16 protein-coding genes are annotated in these 23,742 nt (G+C 73.0%); 5 read left to right on the top strand and 11 right to left on the bottom strand.

The genetic code is table 11. The features are described from left to right. Positions 1-218: 218 nt before the first annotated feature. Positions 219-1,382, bottom strand: a complete 1,164-nt coding sequence (locus ACQP0N_RS04715) for an acyl-CoA dehydrogenase family protein (protein WP_433117832.1) — start codon at positions 1,380-1,382, stop codon at positions 219-221. Between the two features lie 250 nt (positions 1,383-1,632). On the opposite strand from ACQP0N_RS04715, the gene ACQP0N_RS04710 reads away from it, so the two are divergent. Both ACQP0N_RS04710 and ACQP0N_RS04705 read left to right on the top strand, forming a co-directional pair. Then, positions 1,633-3,060 carry a UDP-glucose dehydrogenase family protein gene (locus tag ACQP0N_RS04710; RefSeq protein WP_433117830.1) on the top strand — a complete coding sequence of 476 codons (1,428 nt, stop codon included), beginning with the start codon at positions 1,633-1,635 and terminating at the stop codon, positions 3,058-3,060. Positions 3,061-3,213: 153 nt separating this feature from the next. Then, a complete protein-coding gene (locus ACQP0N_RS04705; RefSeq protein WP_433117828.1) occupies positions 3,214-8,118 on the top strand; it encodes an SCO7613 C-terminal domain-containing membrane protein in 4,905 nt (1,634 codons plus the stop codon). Between the two features lie 176 nt (positions 8,119-8,294). Here the strand turns inward: ACQP0N_RS04705 and purE are convergent, their stop codons facing one another. From purE to ACQP0N_RS04690, 3 genes are read right to left on the bottom strand one after another with little or no spacing between them, the layout of a single operon-like run. Then, positions 8,295-8,786 carry a 5-(carboxyamino)imidazole ribonucleotide mutase gene (gene purE / locus ACQP0N_RS04700; protein ID WP_396800849.1) on the bottom strand — a complete coding sequence of 164 codons (492 nt, stop codon included), beginning with the start codon at positions 8,784-8,786 and terminating at the stop codon, positions 8,295-8,297. Between the two features lie 31 nt (positions 8,787-8,817). Continuing rightward, entirely contained in the window at positions 8,818-9,993 is a 1,176-nt protein-coding gene (locus ACQP0N_RS04695; RefSeq protein WP_433117826.1) for a 5-(carboxyamino)imidazole ribonucleotide synthase, read from the bottom strand. Positions 9,994-10,020: 27 nt separating this feature from the next. Then, positions 10,021-12,057 carry a thioredoxin domain-containing protein gene (locus ACQP0N_RS04690; RefSeq protein WP_433117824.1) on the bottom strand — a complete coding sequence of 679 codons (2,037 nt, stop codon included), beginning with the start codon at positions 12,055-12,057 and terminating at the stop codon, positions 10,021-10,023. Positions 12,058-12,119: 62 nt separating this feature from the next. Here ACQP0N_RS04690 and ACQP0N_RS04685 point away from each other — a divergent pair, with 62 nt between their 5' ends. Further along, positions 12,120-13,712 (top strand): hypothetical protein, encoded by a 1,593-nt coding sequence (locus tag ACQP0N_RS04685; RefSeq protein WP_433117822.1) that lies wholly within the window; start codon positions 12,120-12,122, stop codon positions 13,710-13,712. Positions 13,713-13,728: 16 nt separating this feature from the next. Here ACQP0N_RS04685 and ACQP0N_RS04680 read toward each other — a convergent pair whose 3' ends face one another. The 3 genes from ACQP0N_RS04680 to mca form a co-directional block, all read right to left on the bottom strand. After that, the gene (locus ACQP0N_RS04680; RefSeq protein WP_433121429.1) at positions 13,729-16,209 is read right to left on the bottom strand and encodes a putative bifunctional diguanylate cyclase/phosphodiesterase; all 2,481 of its coding nucleotides are present in this window, start codon (positions 16,207-16,209) and stop codon (positions 13,729-13,731) included. Between the two features lie 229 nt (positions 16,210-16,438). After that, entirely contained in the window at positions 16,439-16,732 is a 294-nt protein-coding gene (locus ACQP0N_RS04675; RefSeq protein WP_433117820.1) for a hypothetical protein, read from the bottom strand. Between the two features lie 48 nt (positions 16,733-16,780). Next, a complete protein-coding gene (gene mca / locus ACQP0N_RS04670; RefSeq protein ID WP_433117818.1) occupies positions 16,781-17,662 on the bottom strand; it encodes a mycothiol conjugate amidase Mca in 882 nt (293 codons plus the stop codon). A 201-nt stretch (positions 17,663-17,863) separates the two neighbouring features. On the opposite strand from mca, the gene ACQP0N_RS04665 reads away from it, so the two are divergent. Both ACQP0N_RS04665 and greA read left to right on the top strand, forming a co-directional pair. Further along, the gene (locus ACQP0N_RS04665; RefSeq protein ID WP_355048817.1) at positions 17,864-18,304 is read left to right on the top strand and encodes a DUF4307 domain-containing protein; all 441 of its coding nucleotides are present in this window, start codon (positions 17,864-17,866) and stop codon (positions 18,302-18,304) included. A 157-nt stretch (positions 18,305-18,461) separates the two neighbouring features. Then, the gene (gene greA / locus ACQP0N_RS04660; protein WP_355048818.1) at positions 18,462-18,959 is read left to right on the top strand and encodes a transcription elongation factor GreA; all 498 of its coding nucleotides are present in this window, start codon (positions 18,462-18,464) and stop codon (positions 18,957-18,959) included. Positions 18,960-19,007: 48 nt separating this feature from the next. Here greA and ilvA read toward each other — a convergent pair whose 3' ends face one another. From ilvA to ACQP0N_RS04640, 4 genes are read right to left on the bottom strand one after another with little or no spacing between them, the layout of a single operon-like run. Further along, on the bottom strand, positions 19,008-20,228 hold the full coding sequence (gene ilvA / locus ACQP0N_RS04655) for a threonine ammonia-lyase (protein ID WP_433117815.1): 1,221 nt from the start codon (positions 20,226-20,228) through the stop codon (positions 19,008-19,010). Next, positions 20,225-21,121 (bottom strand): DUF4328 domain-containing protein, encoded by an 897-nt coding sequence (locus ACQP0N_RS04650; protein ID WP_433117813.1) that lies wholly within the window; start codon positions 21,119-21,121, stop codon positions 20,225-20,227. The genes ilvA and ACQP0N_RS04650 overlap by 4 nt, the downstream gene beginning before the upstream one ends. Positions 21,122-21,168: 47 nt before the next feature. Next, positions 21,169-22,560 (bottom strand): amidase, encoded by a 1,392-nt coding sequence (locus ACQP0N_RS04645; protein ID WP_433121427.1) that lies wholly within the window; start codon positions 22,558-22,560, stop codon positions 21,169-21,171. A 30-nt stretch (positions 22,561-22,590) separates the two neighbouring features. Further along, positions 22,591-23,733: a cystathionine gamma-synthase gene (locus ACQP0N_RS04640; protein WP_433117811.1), complete on the bottom strand. Its 1,143-nt coding sequence runs from the start codon at positions 23,731-23,733 to the stop codon at positions 22,591-22,593. Positions 23,734-23,742: the final 9 nt, after the last annotated feature.

Genomic DNA, 23,742 nt, shown 5'->3' with positions numbered 1-23,742 from the left:
CGATGAACCAGCCCACGTTCCAACGGCGCCCGAAGGTCCACTATGGAAATGATCCATGCGAATGAACGGATAGGGTTCCCCAGGATTTCCCCAGAACGCCAACCGAAAGCGTTCTGGGGTGACCGAAAATATCCCGAAAGGTAACCGATCAGTCACGCTTCGCTACCGCACTGGTCGGCTCGGCTACATCCGCCCTGAGCTGCGGAAACAGGCCGCGATCAGCCCTTCAGGAGCTGCCTTGCCATGACGATCCGCTGCACCTGGTTCGTTCCTTCGTAGATCTGGGTGATCTTGGCGTCCCGCATCATCCGCTCGACCGGGTAGTCCCGCGTGTAGCCGTAGCCGCCGAGCAACTGCACCGCGTCGGTGGTGATCTCCATGGCGGCGTCGGAGGCGAAGCACTTGGCCGCCGCGCCGAAGTAGGTCAGGTCGGCGTCGCCCCGCTCGGACTTGCCGGCGGCGGCGTACGTGAGCTGCCGGGCCGCCTCCAGCTTCATGCCCATGTCGGCGAGCATGAACTGGATGCCCTGGAACTCGGCGACCGCCTTGCCGAACTGCCGGCGCTCGGCGACGTACCCCTTGGCGTAGTCGAGCGCGCCCTGCGCGATCCCGACGGCCTGCGCGGCGATGGTGACCCGGGTGTGGTCCAGGGTCTTCATGGCGGTGGCGAAGCCGGTGCCCTCCGCGCCGATCATCCGGTCGGCGGGGATCGGCACGTTGTCGAGGTAGACCTCGCGGGTCGGCGAGCCCTTGATGCCGAGCTTCTTCTCCGGCGCGCCGAAGCTGACGCCCGGATCGGACTTCTCGACCACGAAGGCCGAAATGCCTCGGGAACGCGCAGCGGGGTCGGTGACGGCGAAGACGGTGTAGAACTCGGAGACACCGGCGTTGGTGATCCACCGCTTCACGCCGTTGAGCACCCAGTGATCCCCGTCACGCACCGCGCGGGTGGTCATCGACGCCGCGTCGCTGCCGGCCTCCGGCTCGGAGAGGCAGTACGAGAACATGGCATCGCCCGCCGCGACCGGCGTCAGGTAGCGGCGCTTGATCTCGTCGGAGCCGGCCAGCAACAGCGGCATCGTGCCGAGCTTGTTCACCGCCGGGATCAGTGAGGAGGACGCGCAGGCGCGCGCCACCTCCTCGATCACAATGGCGGTGGCCAGGGCGTCCGCGCCCGCGCCGCCGTACTCCTCGGGGATGTGCGGGGCGTGGAAGTCGGCTGCCCGCAGCGCGTCGTAGGACGCCTTCGGGAACTCCCCGGTCTCGTCGGCCTCGGCGGCGTGCGGCGCCACCTTGGCGGCGCAGACCTCCCGGACCGCCTCCCGGATCGCCTCGTGCTCCTCGGGCAACCGGTAGACGTCGAACGACTCCCCTGCGGCCATGTCGGCCCCTCCCCTTCACCGCTATCATGCGCAGTCTGTGGCCTCCCCTGACCGCCGACCGCGCAGACTGAAGGATAGCGACTGCAGTTCAGGTGATGTTACCGGCGCGTAGGTATGGGCATGACGGAGCACCCGCGCCGCTGGGCGATGATGGAAGGCAGACAGTGAGCCACCCCTCCGGTGCCCGCCCAGGCGCCGCAGCAGAATGCGACGCGACGACGCGCCGCCAGTGCGAGCGGAGAAGACAGGCGTGACGATCCCCTACCCCACCATCCAGCCGACCCCCGCCATCGCCGCGGTGACGCCGCCCTCGGGCGCGTCTCGGCCGCGGGTGACGTTCCTGGGGACCGGTTACCTCGGTGCGACGTACGCCATCTGCTACGCCGAGCTGGGCTACGAGGTGCTCGGCTTCGACGTCGACGCGGACAAGATCGCGATGCTGAACGCCGGCGAGGTGCCGATCCACGAACCCGGCCTGGACGAGCTGCTCAAGCGCAACCTCGCCGCCGGCCGGCTGCGGTTCTCGACCGACATCGCCGAGACCGCCGACTTCGGTGACGTGCACTTCATCTGCGTCGGCACCCCGCAGCGGGCCGACGGAATGGGCGCCGACCTGTCGTACGTCGAGGCGTCGGTGACCGGCCTCGCCCAGCACCTGACCCGCAAGGCGCTCATCGTGGGCAAGTCGACCGTGCCGGTGGGCACCGCCGAGTGGGTCGAGCAGCTCGTCGGCAAGCACACCCCGGACGACCTGGCCGTCGAGGTGGCGTGGAGCCCCGAGTTCCTCCAGGAGGGCTTCGCCGTCGACGACGTGCTGCGACCCAACCGGATCGTGGTCGGCGTCAAGAGCGAGTGGGCCAACGGCATGCTCTACGCCGCGCACAAGGGCGTCTTCGACCTGGCCGCCACCGAGGACCGCGAGGTGCCCCTGGTGGTCACCGACTTCGCCACGGCCGAGCTGGTCAAGGTCGCGGCGAACGCCTTCCTGGCCACCAAGATCTCGTTCATCAACGCGATGGCCGAGGTCTGCGAGGCCAGCGGCGGCGACGTCACCCAGCTCGCCCGCGCCATCGGGTACGACCCCCGCATCGGCAACCGCTTCCTCCAGGCCGGCCTCGGCTTCGGTGGCGCCTGCCTGCCCAAGGACATCCGCGCCTTCCAGGCCCGCGCTCAGGAGCTGGGCGCGGGCGAGGCGCTGCGCTTCCTGCACGAGGTCGACCTGATCAACCTGCGTCGCCGCACCCGCGTGCTCCAGCTCGCGGCGGACCTGCTCGGCCGCCGCTCCGGGCCGGCCGGTCCGGACTTCTCCGGCACCCGGATCGCCGTGCTGGGCGCGACCTTCAAGCCCAACACCGACGACGTTCGCGACGCCCCGGCGCTCGCCGTCGCCGCGCTGCTGCAGAAGGCCGGGGCCGACGTCCACGTGTACGACCCGCAGGGCACCGAGAACGCCCGCCGCGCGGTGCCCGAGCTGACCTACGAGCCCGGGATCAACGAGGCGGTCGCCGACGCCGACCTGGTCTGCGTCCTCACCGAGTGGGCGGACTTCCGCAACGCCGACCCGGTCGCCCTGGGCGAGCTGGTCCGCGGCCGCAAGGTCGTCGACGGGCGCAACTGCCTCGACTCGGCACTGTGGACCCAGGCCGGCTGGGAGTACCGGGGCATGGGCCGCCCCTGACGATCCACCACTCACCGGCCGGCCGCGAAGCGCTCCACGCGGCCGGCCGGTGATGTTGTTTGCCCCGGACCCGCCGTCAAGTGTCGAAATCCGCGCCAGCTTTGGGCATGCTGCGACAGTGGGAGTCCACAGTGCGGCGGGTGGAGGGGTGTCGTGGCGACCTTTCAGTGCTCCTCGTGCGGCCGGGAGATCAAACCGGCCGTGCACTGCCCGCACTGCGGGGCCGAACAGCCGCAGTGGGTGGAACACCTGGCGGACATCGAGCGCTCGATCGCGGAGATGAAGAGGCGCGACGCCGCCATCGCCAGCGAGCAGCGGCAGATCGCCGCCAAGATGCAGGCCGCGCTCTTTCAGCGGGACATCCTCGCCCACGCCGGTGAGGAGCGGATCAAGCAGGCCACCCGGCCCCGCCGGGTGCTGCGCCGCCGGCCCGGCCGCCGTCCGCCGACGGCCAGCCCCGGCACCGGCGCGCCGCCGCCCCGGGTTCCACGCCAGGGCACGCCGCCCGTTCCGGAGGACCCGCCGCCGCCCCCGCCCCGGCCGTCCTGGCTGGACGCCGACGATCCCGAACACCCGCCGGAGGCGTCCAGCCGGGAGGTGCAGAACATCCCGCTCGGGCTGGGCGCGCTGCTGCTCGCCGTGGCCGCGGTGGTCTTCGCCGCGGTGGCGACCAGCTCGATGGACGCGCTGGCCCGCCTCGGCGTCCTGCTGCTCGCCACGGCGCTGATGCTGCTCGCCCCACCGGCGCTGGTGCGACGCGGGCTCACCTCCACCGCGGAGACGATCTCGGCGGTGGGTCTGCTGCTCGTGCCGCTGGCCGGCTACGCGCTCTGGGCGGTGGACCGGATCGGCAGCGGCACCTCGGGCGCGGTCTTCGCCGGGTTGATCTTCGCGGCCACCGCCGCCGTGTCCGTCGGGTACGCGGCCTGGACGGGTCTGCGCGCACCCCGCTTCGCGACCGTGGTCGCCGCGCAGCCGGTACTGCCGCTGCTCGCGTACGACCGGATCACCGGGCCGGGTGGCTGGGCGCTGGTGCTGACCCTGGTGGCCCTGCTCGACCTCTGGTTGGCCCGCTCGCCGATCGTGGTGGAGCGCGCCGTCGCGCAGGACCTGCCGCAGCCGACCCCGCCCTCGACGACGCCCCGGCAACGCGACGCCGAGGCCCGACCCGAGGGCGACCCGGAGGAGGCCGGCGAGGTGGTCGACGTTGGCGCGGGCGCCGCCGACACCCCGTCCGCCCGCCCGGTGCCCGGACTGCGCGAGCTGACCTGGTCGCTGCACGCGGTGGCCGTCGCGGTCGCCCTGGCGTACGCGGTCACCGCGCTGCTTCGGGCACAGGCCGTGCCGACGGCGACCGGTGCCGGGCTGGTGCTGCTGCTGGCCGCCGCCGTCGGGCTGGCCGGCGCGCTGGTGCTGCGCCGCCCACCGCTGCCCGACGTGGCGGCCGGCATCGTCACCCTGGCCGTGATCGGCGCGTTCGGCCGGGTCGCCTCCGTAGCCCTGCCCGGCCAGGCGTTGCTGCTGATCGCGGCGGTGATCACGGCGACCGGCCTCGCGGTACGCGCGATCCCCGAGGCCGCCCGGCGCGGCCCACAGATCGCCTCGGCGGTGGCGCTCACCGTCAGCGGGCTGGTGGTCGCCGGAGGAGCCCTGCGGGCCGGCGTCGCCCCCGTCCGGGCGGCACTGCCCGCCTGGGACGCCGACCTGGACCGGCACGCCGCCGAGCTGGCCGCCGCCGTCGGCCCCACCACATGGCAGCTCGCCGCCGCCGCGTTCCTGCTCACCATCGCCGCGATGCTGGCCCTGCCACCGGAGATCCGCCGCGAGTTCGCGGTCGCCGGAGCCGCGCTGACGGCGCTCGCCGTACCGGCGTCGTTCGGCCTCGGTTGGGCGGCCGCCCCCTGGCCGATGGTGGTCACCGCGATCGGCATCGGAGTCATCGGCCTCTCCGCGCGTACCCCCCGGGCCGCCCTGGCCCACGGAGTCGGCGCCGCCGTGGTGGGCCTGTTCGGCGCGGGCGCCGGCCTGTCCCGGCCCGCGCTCACGGCCGCGGTCCTGCTCGCCCTCTTCGCGGCCGGCGCGCTGGTCGCGCTGGCGCCCCGGGTCCGGATCGCCTCGGCCGCCGCCGAGACGGTCACCGACTGGGCCGCCGGAGGCGCGGCCTTCGCGCTGCCCGGTGCGGTGGCCGCGTTCGTGGCCGCCACCGTCCCCGTCGACGAGACTCCCACCCCGGCCAGCCTGCGCGAGGCGACCGTCCCGGTGCTCGCCGCGAGCTTCCTGGCCGTCTGCGTGACCCTCGGGTACGCCGCGATGGTGCAGGTCTCCCAGCGGCGCATCCCGGTACCCCTGTCGGTCGGCACCGGGATGGGCGCGCTCGTCGTCACCGCCGCCGCCTTCGGCGCGCCCGGCGCCACCGTCGCCGACGCGTGGGTCGGGGCGCTCCTGCTGATCGCCGCGGTGCTGCTCTTCCTGGCCCCCTCGATCGACGCCGGCCGCCGCTCCGACCTCACCCTGGACGGCTCGGACCTGGCCGCCGCGGCGGTGACCACCGCACTGATCGCCACGATGGTGCGGATCGCCGCGGTTCTCGCCCCGGGTGGGCAGTTGGCGGTGGCCGCCGGACTGGTCCTGGTCGTTGCCGTGGCCGCCCGCGCCATGCCCGAGGAGTGGCGACGCGGCCCGATCCTCGGCATCGCCGTCGGCGGCGTACTCATCGGGGTGCTCGCCGGTTGGACGGCGCTGCGCGGTGGTGTGGGCGTGCTGGCCACGCCCGGGCCGATCTGGAACGGCGACCTGAGCAACTGGCCGGCGGCGCCGACCGGCGGCTCGACCTGGCAGGCGCCGATCGCGCTGCTGCTGCTGGCCGTCGCTGCCGGCGTCCTGCTGCCACCGCCCTGGCGCTGGGACGCGTCCGGCGTGGCCGTGGTGCTCGCCACCATCGGCGCGCCGGCCGCGTTCGACCTGCCCTGGTGGTCGCCGGTGCTGGTCGGGGCCATGGTCGCCACCGTCTTCGGGATGGCGGCGGTGGCCACCGAGGAGCCCCGGGCCGGGCTGTCCCGGGCCACCGTGGCCGGAGTGGTCGCGTTGCACGGGGCCGGCGCCGGCCTGGTCCGCCCGTGGACCACCGCGCTCGCGCTGGGCAGCATCGCGCTGATCGGCGTCGTCGTCGCCACGCTGGCACGCGTCCTCGCCCGGCCCCGGGTGACCGACCTGGAGACCGAGGGCATGCCGCCGCACCTGGCGCAGATCGGCGGCGCGGCGGCCGGTGCCGCGCTGCTGGCGTTGCCCGGCGCGGTGGCGGCGCTGGCCGTCGAGTTCCAGCACTCGGCGCAGGTGGTGCTGACCGCCGCGCTGGCCGCGTCGAGCCTCGGTCTCGCCGGGGTGGCCGCCGTACGCCGGCACGTGCCGCAGTACCTGCCCTGGGTCAGTGTGGCCGTGGTCGGCGGTGCGAGCATCAGCGCCGTCGCCGCCATCCCGACAGGCCTGCCCGTCGGGGTCTACGCGGCCGCCGCCGCGCTGCTCGGTGTCCTCGCCGAGCTGATCCGCGCGGCGACCGTGCCGCCCACCGCCGCCGCCCAGCCGGTCCGCCGTTGGGCGGTGCTGCTGGACGGCGCGCTGCGCCGGCTGCCGGACGACCCGGATCGGCGGCGGTGGCGGGTCAGCCCTTCCGCCGGCGCGCTCGCGGCCGCCGCCCTGCCGACCGCCCTGGCCCTCGTCTCGATCGCTCCCGCGCTGGTCTTCGCCCTGGTCGAGCCGCAGCGCACGTTGAACCGGATCTGGCAGGGTCCGCCGCCGGAACTGCGCACCCCGCCGCCGGAACTGGTCAATCCGACCCACGTGCTGACCGCGCTGCTGCTCACGGCGACGGCGGCTCTGGCCGCCACCGGTTTCAGCGGCGGACGGCGGTCCCGTGCCGTACCGGTGGTGCTTCCCGGCGCGGCCGTCACGCTGCTGATCGCGCCCATCGCGCTGGGCAGCAGGTGGCCGGCGAGCACCCTCGCCGCGTTGTCCGTGTTCACCATCTCCATGCTCGGTCTCGCCCTCACCCCGCCACCGCCGCTCGTCGAGCCGGCCCGTTCGTTGCGGCTGGCCCGGGTGCTCGTGTTCGTCATCGGTCTGGCCGCCGGTGGCGCCGGCCTGTCCGGCAGCCTGGCCGAGGAGCAACTGACCCTGTTCACCCTCGGCGGCGCGGTGGGCGTGGGCGCGGTGGCGGCCCTGTTCGGCACCACCCAGCGCGCCCGGATCCTCGGCTGGCTGTTCGCCTCGATCATGGCCCAGCTCTTCGTGCTCACCGCCGGCCTGGTCGCCGGGCTGGCCCCGGTCTGGTCCGCGTTCGGGGTGCTCGCCGTCGGGGCGGTCCTCCAGGTGCTCGCCGCGACCCTGCCCCAACTGCGCCGCCCCGAGGCGCAGCGCGAGGCGTCCACCGTGCAGTGGACCGGGTACGCCGCGGCCCTGATCGCGCTGGCGCTCGCCTTCGACTCTCCACGGCACATCGCCGCCCTGCTGGCCGCCTGGGGCGCCGTTCTCGGGGTGGCGGCGACCCGGCCCGGTCGACGGCCCGTGGAGCGCCGGATCCTCTTCTGGGCCGTGGTGTTCTGCGAGATCACCGCCTGGTGGATCCTGATGCGCGTCGCCGACGTGGCGCTGCCCGAGGCGTACACGCTGCCGTTCGCCGCGCTGGCCCTGCTGGTCGGCGTGCTGGAACTGCGCCACCGCCCGGACCTGAGCAGCTGGGTGGCGTACGGGCCGGCGCTGGTCGCCGCGTTCCTGCCGACCCTGGCGATCGTGCTCGCCACCGAGTCCAGCACGCTGCGGCAGATGCTGCTGCTGCTCGGTGCGGTGGCGGTGTTGATCTTCGGCTCGTCCAGCCGGCAGCAGGCACCGGTGATCGTCGGCGCGTCGGTCACCGCGATCGCCGCCATCCACGCGCTGTTCAGCCTCGGCCCGTGGCTGGTGCTGATCCCCGTGGGCATCCTGCTGCTCGTCCTCGGGGCCAGCAACGAACGCCGTCGTCGCGCCCAGGAACGCCTCCAGACCGCGCTACGCGGCATGAGATGAAACCGGAGGGTCCCTGCGGCGCGCGTGAGTGGGCACGGTGAGCGCGCCGGGCCCGCCGGGGCTTTCGGCGATCTTGCACTTTCTGTCGCCGCATAGTTGGACAAATGCCGCTTAGCGACCACCGAAAGTGCAAGATCGCGTGGGCGGGAGGGCGCGGGGGTGCCCGGGGTGCGGGGTTAGGGCAGGGTGGCTTGGAGGGCCGCGTCCTTGGTCTTGATGAGCTTCTCCAGGTCCTGCTGGTAGGTGGCCATCCGAGTGCGCAGCGTCTCGTCGGACGCGCCGAGGATCCGGACGGCCAGCAGGCCGGCGTTGCGAGCGTTGCCGATCGACACGGTGGCCACCGGAATCCCCGCCGGCATCTGCACGATGGACAGCAGCGAGTCCATGCCGTCGAGGTGCTTCAGCGGCACCGGCACGCCGATCACCGGCAACGGGGTCACCGAGGCGACCATGCCCGGCAGCGCGGCGGCGCCACCGGCACCGGCGATGATCACCTTGAGCCCCCGGTCGACCGCGTCCCGGCCGTAGTCGATCATCGCGACCGGGGTCCGGTGTGCCGAGATGACCCGCACCTCGTACGACACCTCGAAATCGTCGAGCACCTCGGCGGCGGCTCGCATGGTCGGCCAGTCCGAGTCGCTGCCCATGATCAGCCCAACCGTGGTCACCGGAGTCCTCCTTGGTTCGCGGCCACCCGGGTCACTCGTGCCCCACCTGGAGCCAGCGCACGGCCCGCGCCGCCCGTGCCCGTACGTCGTCCAGGTCGTCACCGAGCACGGTGACGTGCCCGATCTTGCGACCGGGGCGTACCTGCTTGCCGTAGAGGTGCACCTTGGCCCCCGGCTCGGCGGCGAAGAGGTGGTGCAGCCGCTCGTCGATCGACATCCCGTCCGGCTCGCCGCCGAGGACGTTCGCCGACACGACGACCGGCGCGGTCAGCGCGGTGTCGCCCATCGGGTAGTCCAGCACCGCCCGCACGTGCTGCTCGAACTGCGAGGTCCGGGCACCCTCGATGGTCCAGTGCCCCGAGTTGTGCGGACGCATCGCCAGCTCGTTGACCACGATCGCGGGTCGACCGGCGTCGTCGCGCACCTCGAAGAGTTCCACGGCGAGCAGCCCGACCACACCGAGCGCGGTGGCCAGGTCGATGGCGAGCTGCTGGGCGGAGACCGCCAGCTCCTCGTCGAGACCGGGCGCCGGGGCCAGCACCTCGACGTTGATGCCGTCGCGCTGCACCGTCTCGACCACTGGGTACGCGGCCACCTGGCCGAACGGCGAGCGGGCCACCTGCACGGCGAGTTCGCGACGCAGCGGCACCCGTTCCTCGACGATCAGCTGGGTGCCGCCGGCGAGCAGCGTCGCGGCCAGCTCGGCGGCCTGGGTGGCGTCGTCCACCATCCAGACGCCGCGACCGTCGTAGCCACCTCGGGCCGCCTTGAGCACCACCGGCCAGCCGACCTGCTCGCCGAACCCGACCAGGTCGGCGGGGTCGCCGACCGGCCGCCAGACCGGGTTGGGCGCACCCAGCTCGGTGAGGCGTTCCCGCATGACCTGCTTGTCCTGGGCGTGCAGCAGCGCGTCCGCCGGCGGGTACAGGGTCACCCCTTCGGCCGCCAGCGTGCGGATGTGCTCGTTGGGCACGTGCTCGTGGTCGAAGGTGACCACGTCACAGCCCTTGGCGAAGGTGCGCAGGGCGGCCAGGTCGGTGTGGTCCCCGTACTGGACGTCGGCGGCGACCAGCGCCGCGCCGTCGTCGGGGGCGCTCGCGAGCACACGCAGTGACTGGCCGAGGGCGATCGCGGCCTGGTGGGTCATCCGGGCCAACTGGCCGCCACCCACCATGCCGACAACAGGCAGACCGGTACGGGAATCCATAGCGCGGCCAGCCTACCGGTGCCCGACTCAGCCCAGCTCGGCGACCAGCTCGTCGACGGAGGTGACCGGCCGTTGACAGACGAAACCCCGGCAGACGTACGCGGCGGACCGCCCGTCGACCAACGGCCGGTCGGCGAGCAACGGCACACCGGGCTGGTCCGGAAGGCCGGCGACCACCACCGCTCCGGGCGGGGCGTACCGGTGGGCGGCGGCCACCAGCGGATCGCCGGCCGGGTCGTGGGTCACCACCGCGATCTCGTACGGCCCGGACAGCAACGCCTCGCCGACCGTGGCCGCGTACCCGGCGAAGCGGGCGTGCCGCCCGACGATCGGCGCCACGGTGGCGAGCGCGGCCTCGGCGGCCTCGCGGTAGCGGGTCTGGCCGGTCAGCGCGGAGTACGCGACCAGCCCGGCGACCAGCGCGGACCTCCCCGACGGGGTGGCGTTGTCGGTCGGATCGGCCGGCCGGGCGACCAACCGCTCCGCGTCGTCGGCCGTGTCGTAGTAGGCGCCGCCGGGTGCGGCGAAGCGTTCCAGGGCGGTGTCCAGCAACTGACCGGCCAGGGCCAGCCAGCGCCCCTCGCCGGTGAGCTGGTGCAGGGCGCAGAACGCCTCGGCCACGCAGCCGTAGTCCTCCAGCACCCCGGCCGGCTCGCCGACCCTGCCGTCGCGGGAGACCCGGCGCAGCCGGCCGTCGACGATGTGCACGCTGGCCAGGTGCTCGGCGGCGTCCCGCATCGCGCCGTCGGCGACGATGGTGACGCCCTCCAACAGGTTGGCGCCCTCGTCCCGCTTCTCCAGGGTCAACGCGGCGACCTGGAGGAACTCGACGATCGCGGTGATCGCCAGGCCGTTCCAGGCGGCCACCACCTTGTCGTCGCGGGCCGGCTGCGGCCGGGTGTCGCGGGCCGCGAGCAGTTGCCCGACCACCCCCTGCCAGCGGGTACGGACCTCGGGCGAGGCGTCGTCGACGTCCCGCGCGAGCTTGAGCACGCTCGTGCCGTGCTCAAAGGTGCCGTCCTCGGTGACGGCGAACAGGTCGGCGGCGAAGCGGCCGTCGTCCTCGCCCAACGCCTCGACGAGCTGCGCGGGCGTCCAGGCGTAGGTGAGCCCCTCCACGCCCTCGGTGTCGGCGTCCAGCGCGGACGCGAACCCCTCCCCCGGCCGGTGCAGCTCGTCGGCGAGGAACCGGGCCGTGTCCCGGGCGACCCGCCGGGCCAGCGGATCACCGGTCAGCCGCCAGAGCTGCGTGTAGACGCGCAGCAGCAGCGCGTTGTCGTAGAGCATCTTCTCGAAGTGCGGCACCGTCCAGTGCGCGTCCACCGAGTATCGGGCGAAACCGCCGGCGAGCTGGTCGTAGATGCCGCCCCGGGCCATCGCCTCGGCGGTGTGCCGCACGATCTCCAGGCTGCGCGGGTCGCCGGTGCGCTGGTGGTGGCGCAGCAGGAAGAGCAGATTCATGTGCGGCGGGAACTTCGGGGCACCCCCGAAACCGCCGTTCGTCTCGTCGTACTCACCGGCCAGGTTGCCGGCCGCGGCGTCGAGCAGTGGGCCGTCCAGCGGCGCGGTGGGGCCGCCCACGGCCTGTGCGCCACCGATAGCCTCGACCACGGCGGCGCCCTGGCGCAGCACCTCGTCCCGCTGGTCCCGCCAGGCGGTGGTGACCGACTGGAGCAGGCGGGTGAAGTTGGCGCGCGGGAAGTAGGTGCCGCAGAAGAACGGGGTGCCGTCTCCGGTGGCGAAGACCGTCATCGGCCAGCCGCCCTGACCGGTCATCGCCTGGGTGGCGGTCATGTAGACGGCGTCGACGTCGGGACGCTCCTCGCGGTCCACCTTGATCGACACGAAGTTGTCGTTGAGCAGGGCAGCGACCTGCTCGTTCTCGAACGACTCGTGCGCCATGACGTGGCACCAGTGGCAGGCCGCGTAGCCCACCGAGATGAGCACCGGCACGTCACGTCGTTTCGCCTCGGCGAACGCCTCGTCGCACCAGGGCCACCAGTCGACCGGGTTGTCGGCGTGCTGGAGCAGGTACGGGGAGGTCGCGTCGGCGAGTCGATTCACCGTTCCAGCCTTGCACAGAGAGAGGGAGCGCGGTTCGGCTGCGGTGTCGCTATGGTGCTCGGATGTCCGAGACGGGGAACTGGGCGGAGCCGACGGTCATCCGGACCGGCTGCTGCGAGGGATCGCGCTGGCGGCTCGAACTACCCGGCCCGGACAACACCCGCGACCAGAACCGACTCGCCGGACTCGCGATGAACCCGGCCGCCCCGACCGACGTCCTGCTCGCCCTGGTTCGGGACGGCGGTCGCCTGCCACGGCTCGTACTCGCCGAGCGCCTCTACCAGGACTCGGTGCTGGCGCAGGAGATTCCTGACGTCGTCGCGGCGCTGGTGGCGGTGACGGTCGAGACCGGCGACCCGCATCTGTTGCAACGCCTCCTTTTCGAGGGCGACTTCCCGCCCGACGCGATCGCGGCCTTCAGCGCCTCGTCCGACCACCGGCTGCGGTCCGAGGTCCCCTGGCTGAAGGCGTGCCCACCGGAGACCGTGGCCGCGCTCGCCGACGATCCCCACCCCGAGGTGCGACGGAGTATCGCGTTCCGCAGCGATACCAGCCCGGAAATCCAGGCCAAGCTGGCCCGCGACCCCGACCCGGCCGTACGCGATGGGATCGGCCAACGCGAGTTCTCAGCCGAGATCGCCGAGATCCTGGCGCACGACGAGGTCCCCGCCATCCGGGCGGAAGCCATCGAACAGGCCGGAGACTGGCTGGGCGAGGAGCTGGCCGTCAGCGCCGACCCGGAGGCCCGCGCGAGGGCCGCCCAGTGGGGACGCCTGTCCCCAGCGGCGATGCTGGCGCTGTCCGAGGACCCGGTCGTCGCCGTCCGTCGCGCGCTGACCTGGTCGGAGCACGTCTCCAGCCCCCTGCTGGCGGTTCTCGCCCGGGACAGCGATCCCGAGGTCCGCCGAGCGGTCGCGCTCCACTCCGCCACGTCGACGGAGACCCTGACGACGCTGACCCGCGATGTCGACGAGACGGTGGCCCGTACGGCTGTCGAACGGTTCACGAAGGACAGCTTCCGGCCGCTGCCCAGCCTGAGGCGGTTGGAGGCAGTTGCCGACCGGCTCTCCGTCGAGCAACTCCAGGACCTGCTCGGCAGGTGGAAGTCGGTTTGCGAGCCCGGTCCGAGGCCGTGGCCGGTTGAAGACGCGAAGGAAGCGCTCCAGACCCTCCTGACGCAGTGCGCGGGGTCCCGATCAGCACGCGTACGCGCTGCCGCCGCCGCGAACTGGTCGCTGTCGGAGGAGACCGCCGCTCTCCTGGCCCAGGATCGCAGCCCCATGGTCCGCCGCTGGCTCGCCCGGCACTGCGCCTATCCCGAGATCCTGCGCCGACTCGCCGAGACGCCCGTCCGGGGCATCGGCGCGGCGCTGGCGACCAACTGGCGGACCCCGCCCGACGTGCTAAGCCGGCTGCCCGTCAAACCCCACCTTCTGGCACGGAACTGGAGCGCGTCGGGCGAACTGCTGGCCCGGCTGCTCGACGGTGCCGACCACGTCACCCGACTCGCCATCGCCGAGCACCGGAACACCCGACCGGAGGCGTTGGCGGAGCTGGCCCGAGGCGACGTCGAACGGGACGTGCTCCGGGCGGCCTGCGCCCATCCGGCGCTGCCGGTGCCGGTCATGTGGGAGTTGCTGCGGCGACCCGCTTGACGGGAGCGCCGAGCGGTCAGGAGGCGCCGTCGGCGCGCAGCCGGAAGACGTTCGACTCGGCCGAGTCGCGCAGCGTGCCCAGCACCGCACCGATCTTGTCGGCCGGCATCGGCTTGAAGAAGTGGTAGCCCTGCGCGGACGTGCAGCCCAGCTCGGCCAGGGCCAGCCGCTGTTCGGCCGTCTCCACGCCCTCGGCGACCACCCGCAGCCCCAACTCGTGGGCGAGCCCGACGGTGGTCCGGACGATCGCCGCCGCCTCCGGCGAGTCGGCCATCCGGATCACGAAGGAGCGGTCGACCTTCAACTCGTCCACGGCGATCCGGGTCAGGAAGGTCAACGAGGAGAAGCCGGTGCCGAAGTCGTCCACGGCGAGCTGCACACCCATCGACCGGAGGTTGGCGAGCACCTCGTCGATGATCTCCAGCTCGCTCATCACCACCGTTTCGGTGATCTCCAGGACCAGCCGGCGGGGTGGCACCTGGTGGCGGCGCAGCGCGTCGCCGATCTCCGCCGGGAGGCGGGGGTCGAGCAGGCTACGCGCGGACAGGTTGACCGAGATCGGAACGTCCAGCCCCTCGCGGGCCCAGCCGGCGGCCACCCCGAGCGCCTTGTCGAGCACGTACCGGGTGAACGTGCCGAGCTGCTCGCTGTTCTCCACCGGGCGGATGAAGTCGGCCGGGCCCAGCCAGCCGCGCCGGGGGTGCTGCCAGCGGATCAGCGCCTCCACCCCGGTGGGCGCGCCGGTCGCCAGGTCGACCGCCGGCTGCAACGCCAGCACCAACTGGTCGTCGACCTTCAGCGCCTCGCGCAGTTCGGCGAGCAGGGCGAGCTGGTCGGTGCTGGCCGCGTCCCGGGTGCTGTCGTACGCGGCGACGCTGCCGCCGCCCTCCTTCGCCTGGTACATGGCGATGTCCGCGCGGCGCAGCAGCTCGGTCAGGTCGGCGGTGCCGGCGTCGGCCACGACCACGCCCACCGAGACCTCGATGGACATCCGCACCCCGGCCACCTCGGTCGGCGCGGCCAGCCGCTCGGCGATCTCACGAGCCTGACGCAGCGCGTGTGCCATCGGCGCGGCCCGGTCACCCAGCACGGGAACCGACGTGAGCAGCAGCGCGAACTCGTCGCCTCCGAGCCGGCCGAGCAGGTCACCCGGGCGGGCCAACGCGCTGAGCCGGTTGGCGGTCAGCCGCAGCAACTGGTCGCCGGCCGCGTGCCCGAGGGTGTCGTTGACCTCTTTGAACTGGTTGATGTCCAACAGCAGCAGGGCCACCGGGTGGTCGTGTGCGAGCTGCCGCAACGACTGGTCACCCTTGCCGAGCATGGCCGTACGGTTCGCCAGCCCGGTGAGCGCGTCGTGCACCGCCTCGTACGACGATCGGGCGGTGACCAGGCGCAGCTCGCGGTGGGTCGCGGCGTCGTGCAGCGCGGCGGCGAGCGCGTCGCCGAACGCGGCCACCGCGTCCCGTTCGCGGGTCGTGGGCGGGGCCGAGCGGGGGAACCGGACCCGGAGCCGACCGACCGGCACGGCGCCCACCGACAGGGGTCGGACCAACTCGTACTCGTCGGGCTCCGACTTGTCGGGCGGGCCGACCTCCCGGTCGAGCAGCTGGCCCCCGGCGTCCCCCCGGTAGCGACGCCACCTGCCGTCCGGCCGGGCCACCTCGACATCGACCAACTCGGCGCTGAACAGCGCCAGCGCGCCCGTCACCGCCGCGCTGGCCACGCCCCGCTCGTCGAGCTGGTTGAGAGCAGCGGTGGCCTCGGCGAAGGCGCGCCACGTCCGACGTTCCTGGTCCGCCCGGAGGCGGTAACGGTAGGTCTGTTGCAGCAGCCAGAGCAGCGGGGGGAGCAGCAGCAACCAGCGCGGGTCGAGCTCCAGCAGCGCGATCACGACCAGGCCGACCGCCACGTTGCCGACGAACATCAGCAACTTGCCGCGCAGCGCGGCCAGCAGCGGCGGCCCGATCGGCAGCCCGTGCCGCAGGCTCAGGCTCACCGCGCCGAGCCAACCCGTCACCATCAGGTACGTCACCGACCCGGCGATCACGGCAAGCGCGAGCATCGGGGTGGGAGGGGTGAGCAGGGGGTGCCCCAACGCGGTGGTCACGGACACGGCCAGCGCCGACGCGGCGGCCAGCGACGCGGCGATCCGGACGATCTCCAGCGGTGGGCGGCGGTCGCTGTGCAGGGACAACCCCGTCCAGGCCAGCCCGGCGCCGATCAGCGTGGCCGACGGAAGCCAGCCGGCCGGAGCGAGATAGAGGCAGACGATCAGGGCCGCCTCACCCCAGGTGATGCTGACCATGCCGGCGGCGCCGCGGAACCGGAGCCGGGCGAGTTGGGCCAGGGCCAGGACACCGACCGCGATGCCGAAGCGGGCCGGACCACCCAGCGGGTCGTCGGCCGGCAACCCGGACGGAACCGTCAACCCGACCGCGGCGGCGACCAGCGCGGTCAGCGTCACCGCGACCGTCAGCACGCGCAGCCGGACCGGCATGCCGTGCGCCCCGAGCCGGTCGAACGGGTCGCCGGCCGGACCGGAGGTCATCGACCTTCCCCGTCAGCCGACCGACCAACGGTACGGCGGGCAGCCGGTGCTGTGCTGGCCATCGGCGCCCCCTTCCGCGCACGTCTCGGGGACTTTTGGTCCCCCGGCGGAAGGCTAAGCCAAACCGGGTGGTCGCAACAGGGGTCCGCCACCCGGTTCGGCGTGAATCACGCGCGGACTACCCGTTCCGCTGCTGCTGGTGCCCATTGGGAGCGTGCGCGGAGGAATCATGCGCGCTGGTCCCGTCTGTCGGATCGACGACTGAAGCGTCGGCCCTGGTCGGATCGACCGCCCGCCCCGGCTGCGGGAACCGGTCGGGCAGACGCCGCAGTCGGGCGTTCATGTTGCGGATCAGCAGGATGGTGGCGGTGGACAGCAGCAGGATGAGGAGGAGGCCCATCGGGCCGGCCAGACCACCCGTGCGGGTGTCCCCGAAGTTGTTCTCCGCGAGCACCTGGGCAGCGGTCAGCATGGTCGTCCTCCGATGTGCGATTGCCTACCAGGGTAGCCCCGGCCGGAATCAGCGCGCGTGCGCCGTCTCCCGCACTCCGGCGAAGAGGTCGGACTCGGGCAGCGGGCTCTCCACCATGGTGCGGACCAGCTCGAAATCCTCCGTCGGCCAGGCCCGCTGCTGCATCTCCATGGGCACGTGGAACCAGAAGCCGTCCGGGTCGACCTGGGTGGCGTGGGCGCGCAGCGCGTCGTCCCGCACAGGGAAGTATTCGGCGCAGTCGACCCGGGTGGTGATCCGCGGGCCCTTGTCCGGACGCTCGTCCCAGCGCTTGAGCCAGTCCTCGTACGGCGACTCGGCGCCCGTGGCGAGCATCGCCTCGTGCAGCGCCATGATCTTGGCCTTGGAGAAGCCGATGTCGTAGTAGAGCTTCAGCGGCTGCCAGGGGGCGCCCAGCTCGGGGTAGCGCTCCGCGTCCCCGGCGGCCTCGAAGGCGGCCACGCTCACCTTGTGGCACATGATGTGGTCGGGGTGGGGGTAGCCACCCTCCTCGTCGTACGTGGTCACCACGTGCGGACGGAACTCCCGCATCAGCCGGACCAGCGGGCCGGCGGCCACCTCGACGTCCTGGAGGGCGAAGCAGCCCTCGGGGAGCGGCGGCAGCGGGTCGCCCTCGGGCAGGCCGCTGTCGACGAACCCCAGCCAGGCCTGGTCGACGCCGAGGATCGCCCGCGCGGCGTCCATCTCGGCCCGCCGGATGTCCGCGATGTTGGCCCAGACGTCGGGCCGGTCGAGCTTGGGGTTGAGCACGCTGCCGCGCTCACCGCCGGTGCACGTCACCACCAGCACGTCGACCCCCTGGGCGACGTACTTCGCCATGGTCGCCGCACCCTTGCTCGACTCGTCGTCCGGGTGCGCGTGGACGGCCATGAGACGCAGCTGCTCTGCCAACTTTCGGCGCTCCTCGTCTGTGTCGGCCGGTGGACCCGGCCGGGCTCGACCGGCTGACCTGCCAGGAACCTCCCCCGCCCCGCCGCCGGTCGGCACCTGCGGGACCCGACCTGCCGTTCCTGGCATTCGGCCGGGCTGGGAGGATGGACTCCTGCCATTCTTGCCGATGCCGCCGACAACAACGCCAGGAGATACCCGCCGGTGACCGAGACGCACGCCACAATTTCACCGGGCGCGCCGGTCTTCCCGGCCGGGCGCTACGGCCGACGCCGGGCGCCCGGCGGAGGCCGTCGTCGTACGCTGCTGGCCGCCCTGGTGCTCCTGGTGCTGGTGGTGGGGCTGAGCCTGATCTCGCTGCGGCTCTACCGGCAGTACGGCGACCCGGTCTACGACGCCCAGGTGATCACGTACACCGACATCACGGACAACCAGGTGGTGGTCGACTTCCGGGTACGTGTGCCGGAGGGCGGCTCGGCCGTCTGCGTCCTGCGCGCCCGGGACCGCGCCGGCGTCGAGGTGGCCCGCGACGAGGTCACGGTGACCGCCGCCCCGGGTGAGCGGCACGTCAGCGCCCGGCACCGGCTGAACACCAGCGCCCGACCGTTCATCGGCGAGGTGCTGCGCTGCCGAGCGCCGTCCTGAGCTGCGGAGACATCGCCCGGTAGCGGCCGTCGTCGGGCATCGACCGTGGGTGTCGGATCCGGACACCGCCGGTGATCGCCGACACGCTGTGTCGTACCGCACTGGTAACTTGGTAGTTCACCTGTCAGCCAGCCACGCACAACCGAGGAGAACGCCTGTGTCCACTGGCAACGAGGCGCCCGCCACCTGGCTGTCGCAGGACGCGTACGACCGCCTCCAGGCCGAGCTCGACGAGCACATCGCCAACCGTCCGGCTATCGCGGCCGAGATCAACGCCCGCCGCGAGGAGGGCGACCTGCGTGAGAACGGCGGCTACCACGCCGCCCGCGAGGAGCAGGGCAAGGCCGAGGGTCGCATCCGCTACCTGCAGGAGTTGCTGCGCACCGCCAAGGTCGGCGCCGCGCCGACCGCCGACGCGGTGTCACCCGGCATGGTGGTGACGATCTACTTCGACGACGACACCGACGACACCGAGACCTTCCTGCTCGGCTCACGGGAGATCGCCGCCACCACCGACCTGACGGTCTACAGCCCGGAGTCGGCCCTGGGCAAGGCGATCCTGGGTGGTCGCGCCGGGCAGACCTGCACCTACACGGCACCGAGTGGCGCCGACATCAAGGTGACCGTGGTCAGCTTCGAGCCGTTCTCCGGCTGAGCGGCAACTCCCCCACGGTGTGACGCCGCCGGGGCGTGGCACCGCCTGTCACGCCTCGGCGGCGAACACCACCTGGTAGCCACTGGCCCGCAGCGCGCTGATCAACGTGTCCGAGTGCTCCACACCACGGGTCTCCACCGACAGCGCCACCTCCACCTCGCCGAGGCCGAGGTGCGGGTTGGCCCGCTGGTGTTCCACGTCCACCACGTTGGCCCGGTGCTCGGCGATCTGAGTGAGCAGTGACGCGAGCTGGCCAGGCCGATCCGTACAGCGCACGGTCACCCGTAGGTAGCGGCCGGCCGCGGCGAGACCGTGCTCGATCACCCGCATCATCAGCAGGGGATCGATGTTGCCGCCGGAGAGGACCGCGACCACCGGCGTCTCCACCTCCACCACGCCGGCCAGGAGCGCGGCCACGCCGACCGCCCCGGCCGGTTCGACGACCTGCTTGCCGCGCTCCAGCAGCATCAGCAGGGCCCGCGAGATGTCCTCCTCGGAGACCGTGACGATCTCGTCGACGAGCTTGCGGACATGGTTGAAGGTGATCTCCCCCGGCCGTCCGACCGCGATGCCGTCCGCGATGGTGGCGAACGCCGGCAGCCGGACCGGCTCGCCGGCCACCAGGGAGGGCGGGAAGGCCGCCGCGCCCGCCGCCTGCACCCCGATGATGCGTACGTCCGGGCGGAGCGCCTTGGCGGCCACGGCCATGCCCGAGATCAGGCCCCCACCGCCCACCCCCGTGATGATCGTCCGTACGTCGGGGCACTGGTCGAGGATCTCCAGGGCGACCGTGCCCTGCCCGGCGATCACATCCCGGTGGTCGAACGGGTGGATGAGCACCGCGCCGGTCCGCTCGGCGTACGTCTGCGCGGCCACCAGTGACTCGTCGACGGTGTTGCCGGCCAGCTCGACCTGTGCGCCGTACCCCTTGGTGGCCGCGACCTTCGGCAGTGGCGCGTTGACCGGCATGAAGACCGTCGCGTGCGTGCCGACCAGCCCGGCGGCGAGCGCGACGCCCTGGGCGTGGTTGCCGGCGCTCGCCGCGACCACGCCACGCTCACGCTCCGCCGCCGACAACCGGGAGATCCGCACGTACGCGCCGCGCACCTTGTACGAGCCGGCGCGCTGCACGTTCTCGCACTTGAGCCACGTCGGCCCGCCCAGCGCCGCGCTCAGCGGCCGGGAGGGCTCCAGCGGGGTGGTCCGAACGACGTCGGCGAGCAGTTTCCGCGCAGCCCGTACGTCGTCGAGGCCGACCAGTTCCGTCATGCCCCGATCGTGCCACCCGAGGATGGCTGCTCCGTCGGCGACACCGGGGTAGGCGACGAGGACTGCGCCGGCACGACCGGCGGGGCCGGCGGCCATGCTTGTGCCGGCCAGACCGGGGCGGTCGGCCACGCCGGGGCGGCGCGGGCGATCCGGGCCTCCTGGGCGGCGGAGATCCGGTGGATCAGCAGGATCAGCGTCACCGCCGCGACCGCGCAGCCCAGCGCCGGCAGGGCATTGCGGAGTAGCGAGTCCCGGTAGTGGTCGACGTACGCCTGGTAGCCGGCGTCGTTGAACGGGGTCTCCGGCAGCTTCGCGTACGCCTTGTCACCGACGCGGCTGCTCAGCCGCTCGCCGACGCTGAACACCAGCCAGGAGCACCACCAGACGCTCACCAGGGTCGGCGTGAACCGCCGCCAGAGGCTGTCCCGCGCCACGCCCGCCACGACCCGGGCCGGCACCACGAAGTTCGCGAACGGCACCAGCCAGCCGGCGATCGCCCAGCCCGCTCCGAGGGTGGGCAGTGCGCCGGGGAAGGCATCGGTGTTCTTGCGCGCCCGCCAGGTCCAGATGATCACCAGGACGGCGGCGGTGAGGTAGACCACCGTCATGGCCAGCCCCGCCACCACCTCGACGAGCACCGCACCGAGGAGCAGGTCCGGGTCGTCGTCGGCCATGGCCCGCCGGGCCAGCGCCATCCCGATCAGCGGGGACAGCGCCACCACCAGGTAGAGCACGGCGGTCGCGCCGACGGCGACGCTGGCCGCCAGCCCGATCCCCCGTACGCGGTAGGTCGCCAGCCCCGGCGTGACCGCCGGCTGGCCGAGCGGCGTGTAGCAACGCGGGCATTCGTTGTGCTCGGAGGACGTGGCGTCTCCGCAGGTCTGGCAGCGCATTGGTGTCCCCCGTGGTTCGCGCGACGGTGCGCGCACACGCTAGACGATCATGCGCTGGCCGGCGACCCCGTTCCGACGAGGGGATAGCCGGGGGCATGGCGCGACCACGGGGCGGTCATCTCGAACTGACCGGCCACGCCGAGCAGCAGCAACTCCGAGCCGGGCGGACCGACGATCTGCACGGCGACCGGCAGGCCGTCCGGGCGGCGTCCCACCGGCACGACGATCGCCGGCAGGCCGGCGACGTTCCACGGCGCGGCGTACGGGGCGTACCTGATGTTGGCCGACAGGTTCGCCCGCCAGGACCGCTGCGACCAGCGGCCGGCCTCCGGCGGCGCGCTCGCCAGGGCGGGCGTGAGCAGCAGGTCGACGGAGTGGTCGGTGAAGAAGTCGACGGACCGCTGCCGCCAGGCGGCCCGGTCGGCCTCCCGGACGTAGCCGCGCCGCTGTGCCCACTCGCCCAGCGCGACGTGCCGCCGGGTACGGCGTTGCAGACCGCGCCGGTCCAGCCCGGCGGCCCGGACGTCGGCGGCTGCCGCGGCGAACCAGGTGGCGAGGCCCTGCAGGCCCAGGGCCGTGGGGTAGACCGGATCGGCCGGTACGGTGTCGTGGCCGGCGGCGGCGAGCAGCCGACCGGCGGCGGCCACCGCGTCCCGGTTGGGCTCGTCCGGCGAGACTCCGCGCACCGGCGAGCGCAGCGAGACACCGACGCGCAGCCGCTGCGGCGGGACCAGTTTCTCCGGGCGTCGGCCGGCGAGCACCGAGAAGCCGACGGCGGCGTCGGCGACCGTGCTGGCGAGCATCCCGTGCTCGGTGAGACCGAACCAGTCGTCCGCGCCGAGTTGGCAGGGCACCACACCGCGACCGGGTTTCAGGCCCACCAGGCCGCAACAGGCCGCCGGGATGCGGATCGAGCCGAGGCCGTCATTGCCGTGCGCGATCGGCACCAGGCCGGCGGCGACCGCGGCGGCCGCGCCGCCCGAGGAACCGCCGGGGGTACGCGTGTTGTCCCACGGGTTGCGCGTCACCGCGCTGTCGTCGTCGGTGAGCGCCCAGAGCCCCAGCTCGGGCATCCGGGTGACCCCGAGGATCACCGCGCCGGCGCCACGCAGCCGCCGGACGACCTCGTGGTCGGCCTCCGCGACCTCCGTCCGCGCGGCGGCCGACCCGTTCCAGGTGGGCAGGCCGGCGACCGGGGTGTTCTCCTTGACGGCCACCGGCACCCCGGCCAGGGGGAGGTTGGCCAGGTCCTCCTGCTCGTCGACCTTCTCCGCCTCGGTGATCGCCTCGCCGCCGCGAACGGCGCGGAACGCGGCCAGTTCGCGGTCGGCGGAGGCGATGTACTCGAGGTGGTCGGCGACGACCTGGGTGGCCGAGACGTCACCCCGCCGTACGCCCCGGGCGATCTGTTTGGCGGTCGCCCCGACCCAGGTCGCCATGATGTCCTGCACGGCCGTCCTCCCCAGCGGTCAGCCCAGCGCCTGCTCCAGATCGGCGAGCAGGTCGTCGACCGTCTCGATGCCGACAGACAGTCGCACGAGATCGCCGGGAACTTCAAGCGGCGAGCCGGCAGCACTTGCGTGTGTCATCCGGCCCGGGTGTTCGATCAGCGACTCGACACCGCCCAGCGACTCGGCGAGCACGAAGAGCTTGGCCCGGTTGCAGATCTCGACGGCGTGCTCCTCGCCGCCGGCGGCCCGGAACGAGATCATGCCGCCGAACCGGCGCATCTGCTTGGCCGCCACCTCGTGACCAGGGTGCGAGGGCAGCCCGGGGTAGATCACCTCGGACACCTTGGCGTGCCCGTCGAGGTACGCGGCGAGGCGCTCGGCGTTGTCGCAGTGCCGGTCCATCCGTACCCCGAGGGTCTTGATGCCGCGCAGGGTGAGCCACGCGTCGAACGGGCCGTTGATCGCGCCCATCGCGTTCTGGTGGTAGCGCAACTCCTCGCCGAGCGTGGCGTCGGCGACGACGAGCGCGCCGCCCACCACGTCCGAGTGCCCGCCGATGTACTTCGTGGTGGAGTGCACCACCACGTCGGCACCGTACGCGATCGGCTGCTGGAGGTACGGCGAGGCGAAGGTGTTGTCGACCACCAGCAGCGCGCCGGCGTCGTGCGCCACACCGGCCAGGACGGCGATGTCGGCGATGCCGAGCAGCGGGTTCGTCGGCGTCTCCACCCAGATGATCTTCGTACGACCGGGCTGCACGGCGGCCCGGACCGCGGCCGGGTCGGAGACCTTGGCCGGCGTGAACTCCAGCCCCCAGCGCTGGGCCACCCGGGCGAAGAGCCGGTACGTGCCGCCGTACGCGTCGTCCGGAATGATCACGTGGTCGCCCGGCTGGCACACCGCCCGCAGCAGGGTGTCCTCGGCGGCCAGGCCACTGGCGAAGGCGAGACCCACCGGCCCGCCCTCCAACGCGGCCAGGCACTCCTGAAGGGCGTCGCGGGTCGGGTTGCCGGAGCGGCTGTACTCGTAGCCGAGGCGGGGCGCACCGACGGCGTCCTGGGCGTACGTGCTGGTCTGGTAGATCGGCGGGATCACCGCGCCGGTCCGGGCCTCAGGGTCCTGACCGGCGTGAATGGCGAGCGTCTCGAAGCCGTGACTCATTCTGGTGAG

The sequence above is a fragment of the Micromonospora sp. CA-246542 genome (genome assembly GCF_050942905.1).
In the GTDB taxonomy this organism is placed as follows: Bacteria; Actinomycetota; Actinomycetes; order Mycobacteriales; family Micromonosporaceae; genus Micromonospora.
Note: the sequence above shows the minus strand (reverse complement) of the source record. Positions and strands in the feature narration are given on the sequence as shown.

Coding starts and splice junctions, on each gene's coding strand:
- ACQP0N_RS04645 (WP_433121427.1), bottom strand. CDS start 22,560: ATGGCGACCTGGGTCGGGGCGACCGCCAAACAGATCGCCCGGGGCGTA.
- ACQP0N_RS04650 (WP_433117813.1), bottom strand. CDS start 21,121: ATGCGCTGCCAGACCTGCGGAGACGCCACGTCCTCCGAGCACAACGAA.
- ACQP0N_RS04685 (WP_433117822.1), top strand. CDS start 12,120: ATGTCCGAGACGGGGAACTGGGCGGAGCCGACGGTCATCCGGACCGGC.
- ilvA (WP_433117815.1), bottom strand. CDS start 20,228: ATGACGGAACTGGTCGGCCTCGACGACGTACGGGCTGCGCGGAAACTG.
- ACQP0N_RS04675 (WP_433117820.1), bottom strand. CDS start 16,732: ATGCTGACCGCTGCCCAGGTGCTCGCGGAGAACAACTTCGGGGACACC.
- ACQP0N_RS04640 (WP_433117811.1), bottom strand. CDS start 23,733: ATGAGTCACGGCTTCGAGACGCTCGCCATTCACGCCGGTCAGGACCCT.
- ACQP0N_RS04715 (WP_433117832.1), bottom strand. CDS start 1,382: ATGGCCGCAGGGGAGTCGTTCGACGTCTACCGGTTGCCCGAGGAGCAC.
- ACQP0N_RS04680 (WP_433121429.1), bottom strand. CDS start 16,209: ATGCCGGTCCGGCTGCGCGTGCTGACGGTCGCGGTGACGCTGACCGCG.
- ACQP0N_RS04695 (WP_433117826.1), bottom strand. CDS start 9,993: ATGGATTCCCGTACCGGTCTGCCTGTTGTCGGCATGGTGGGTGGCGGC.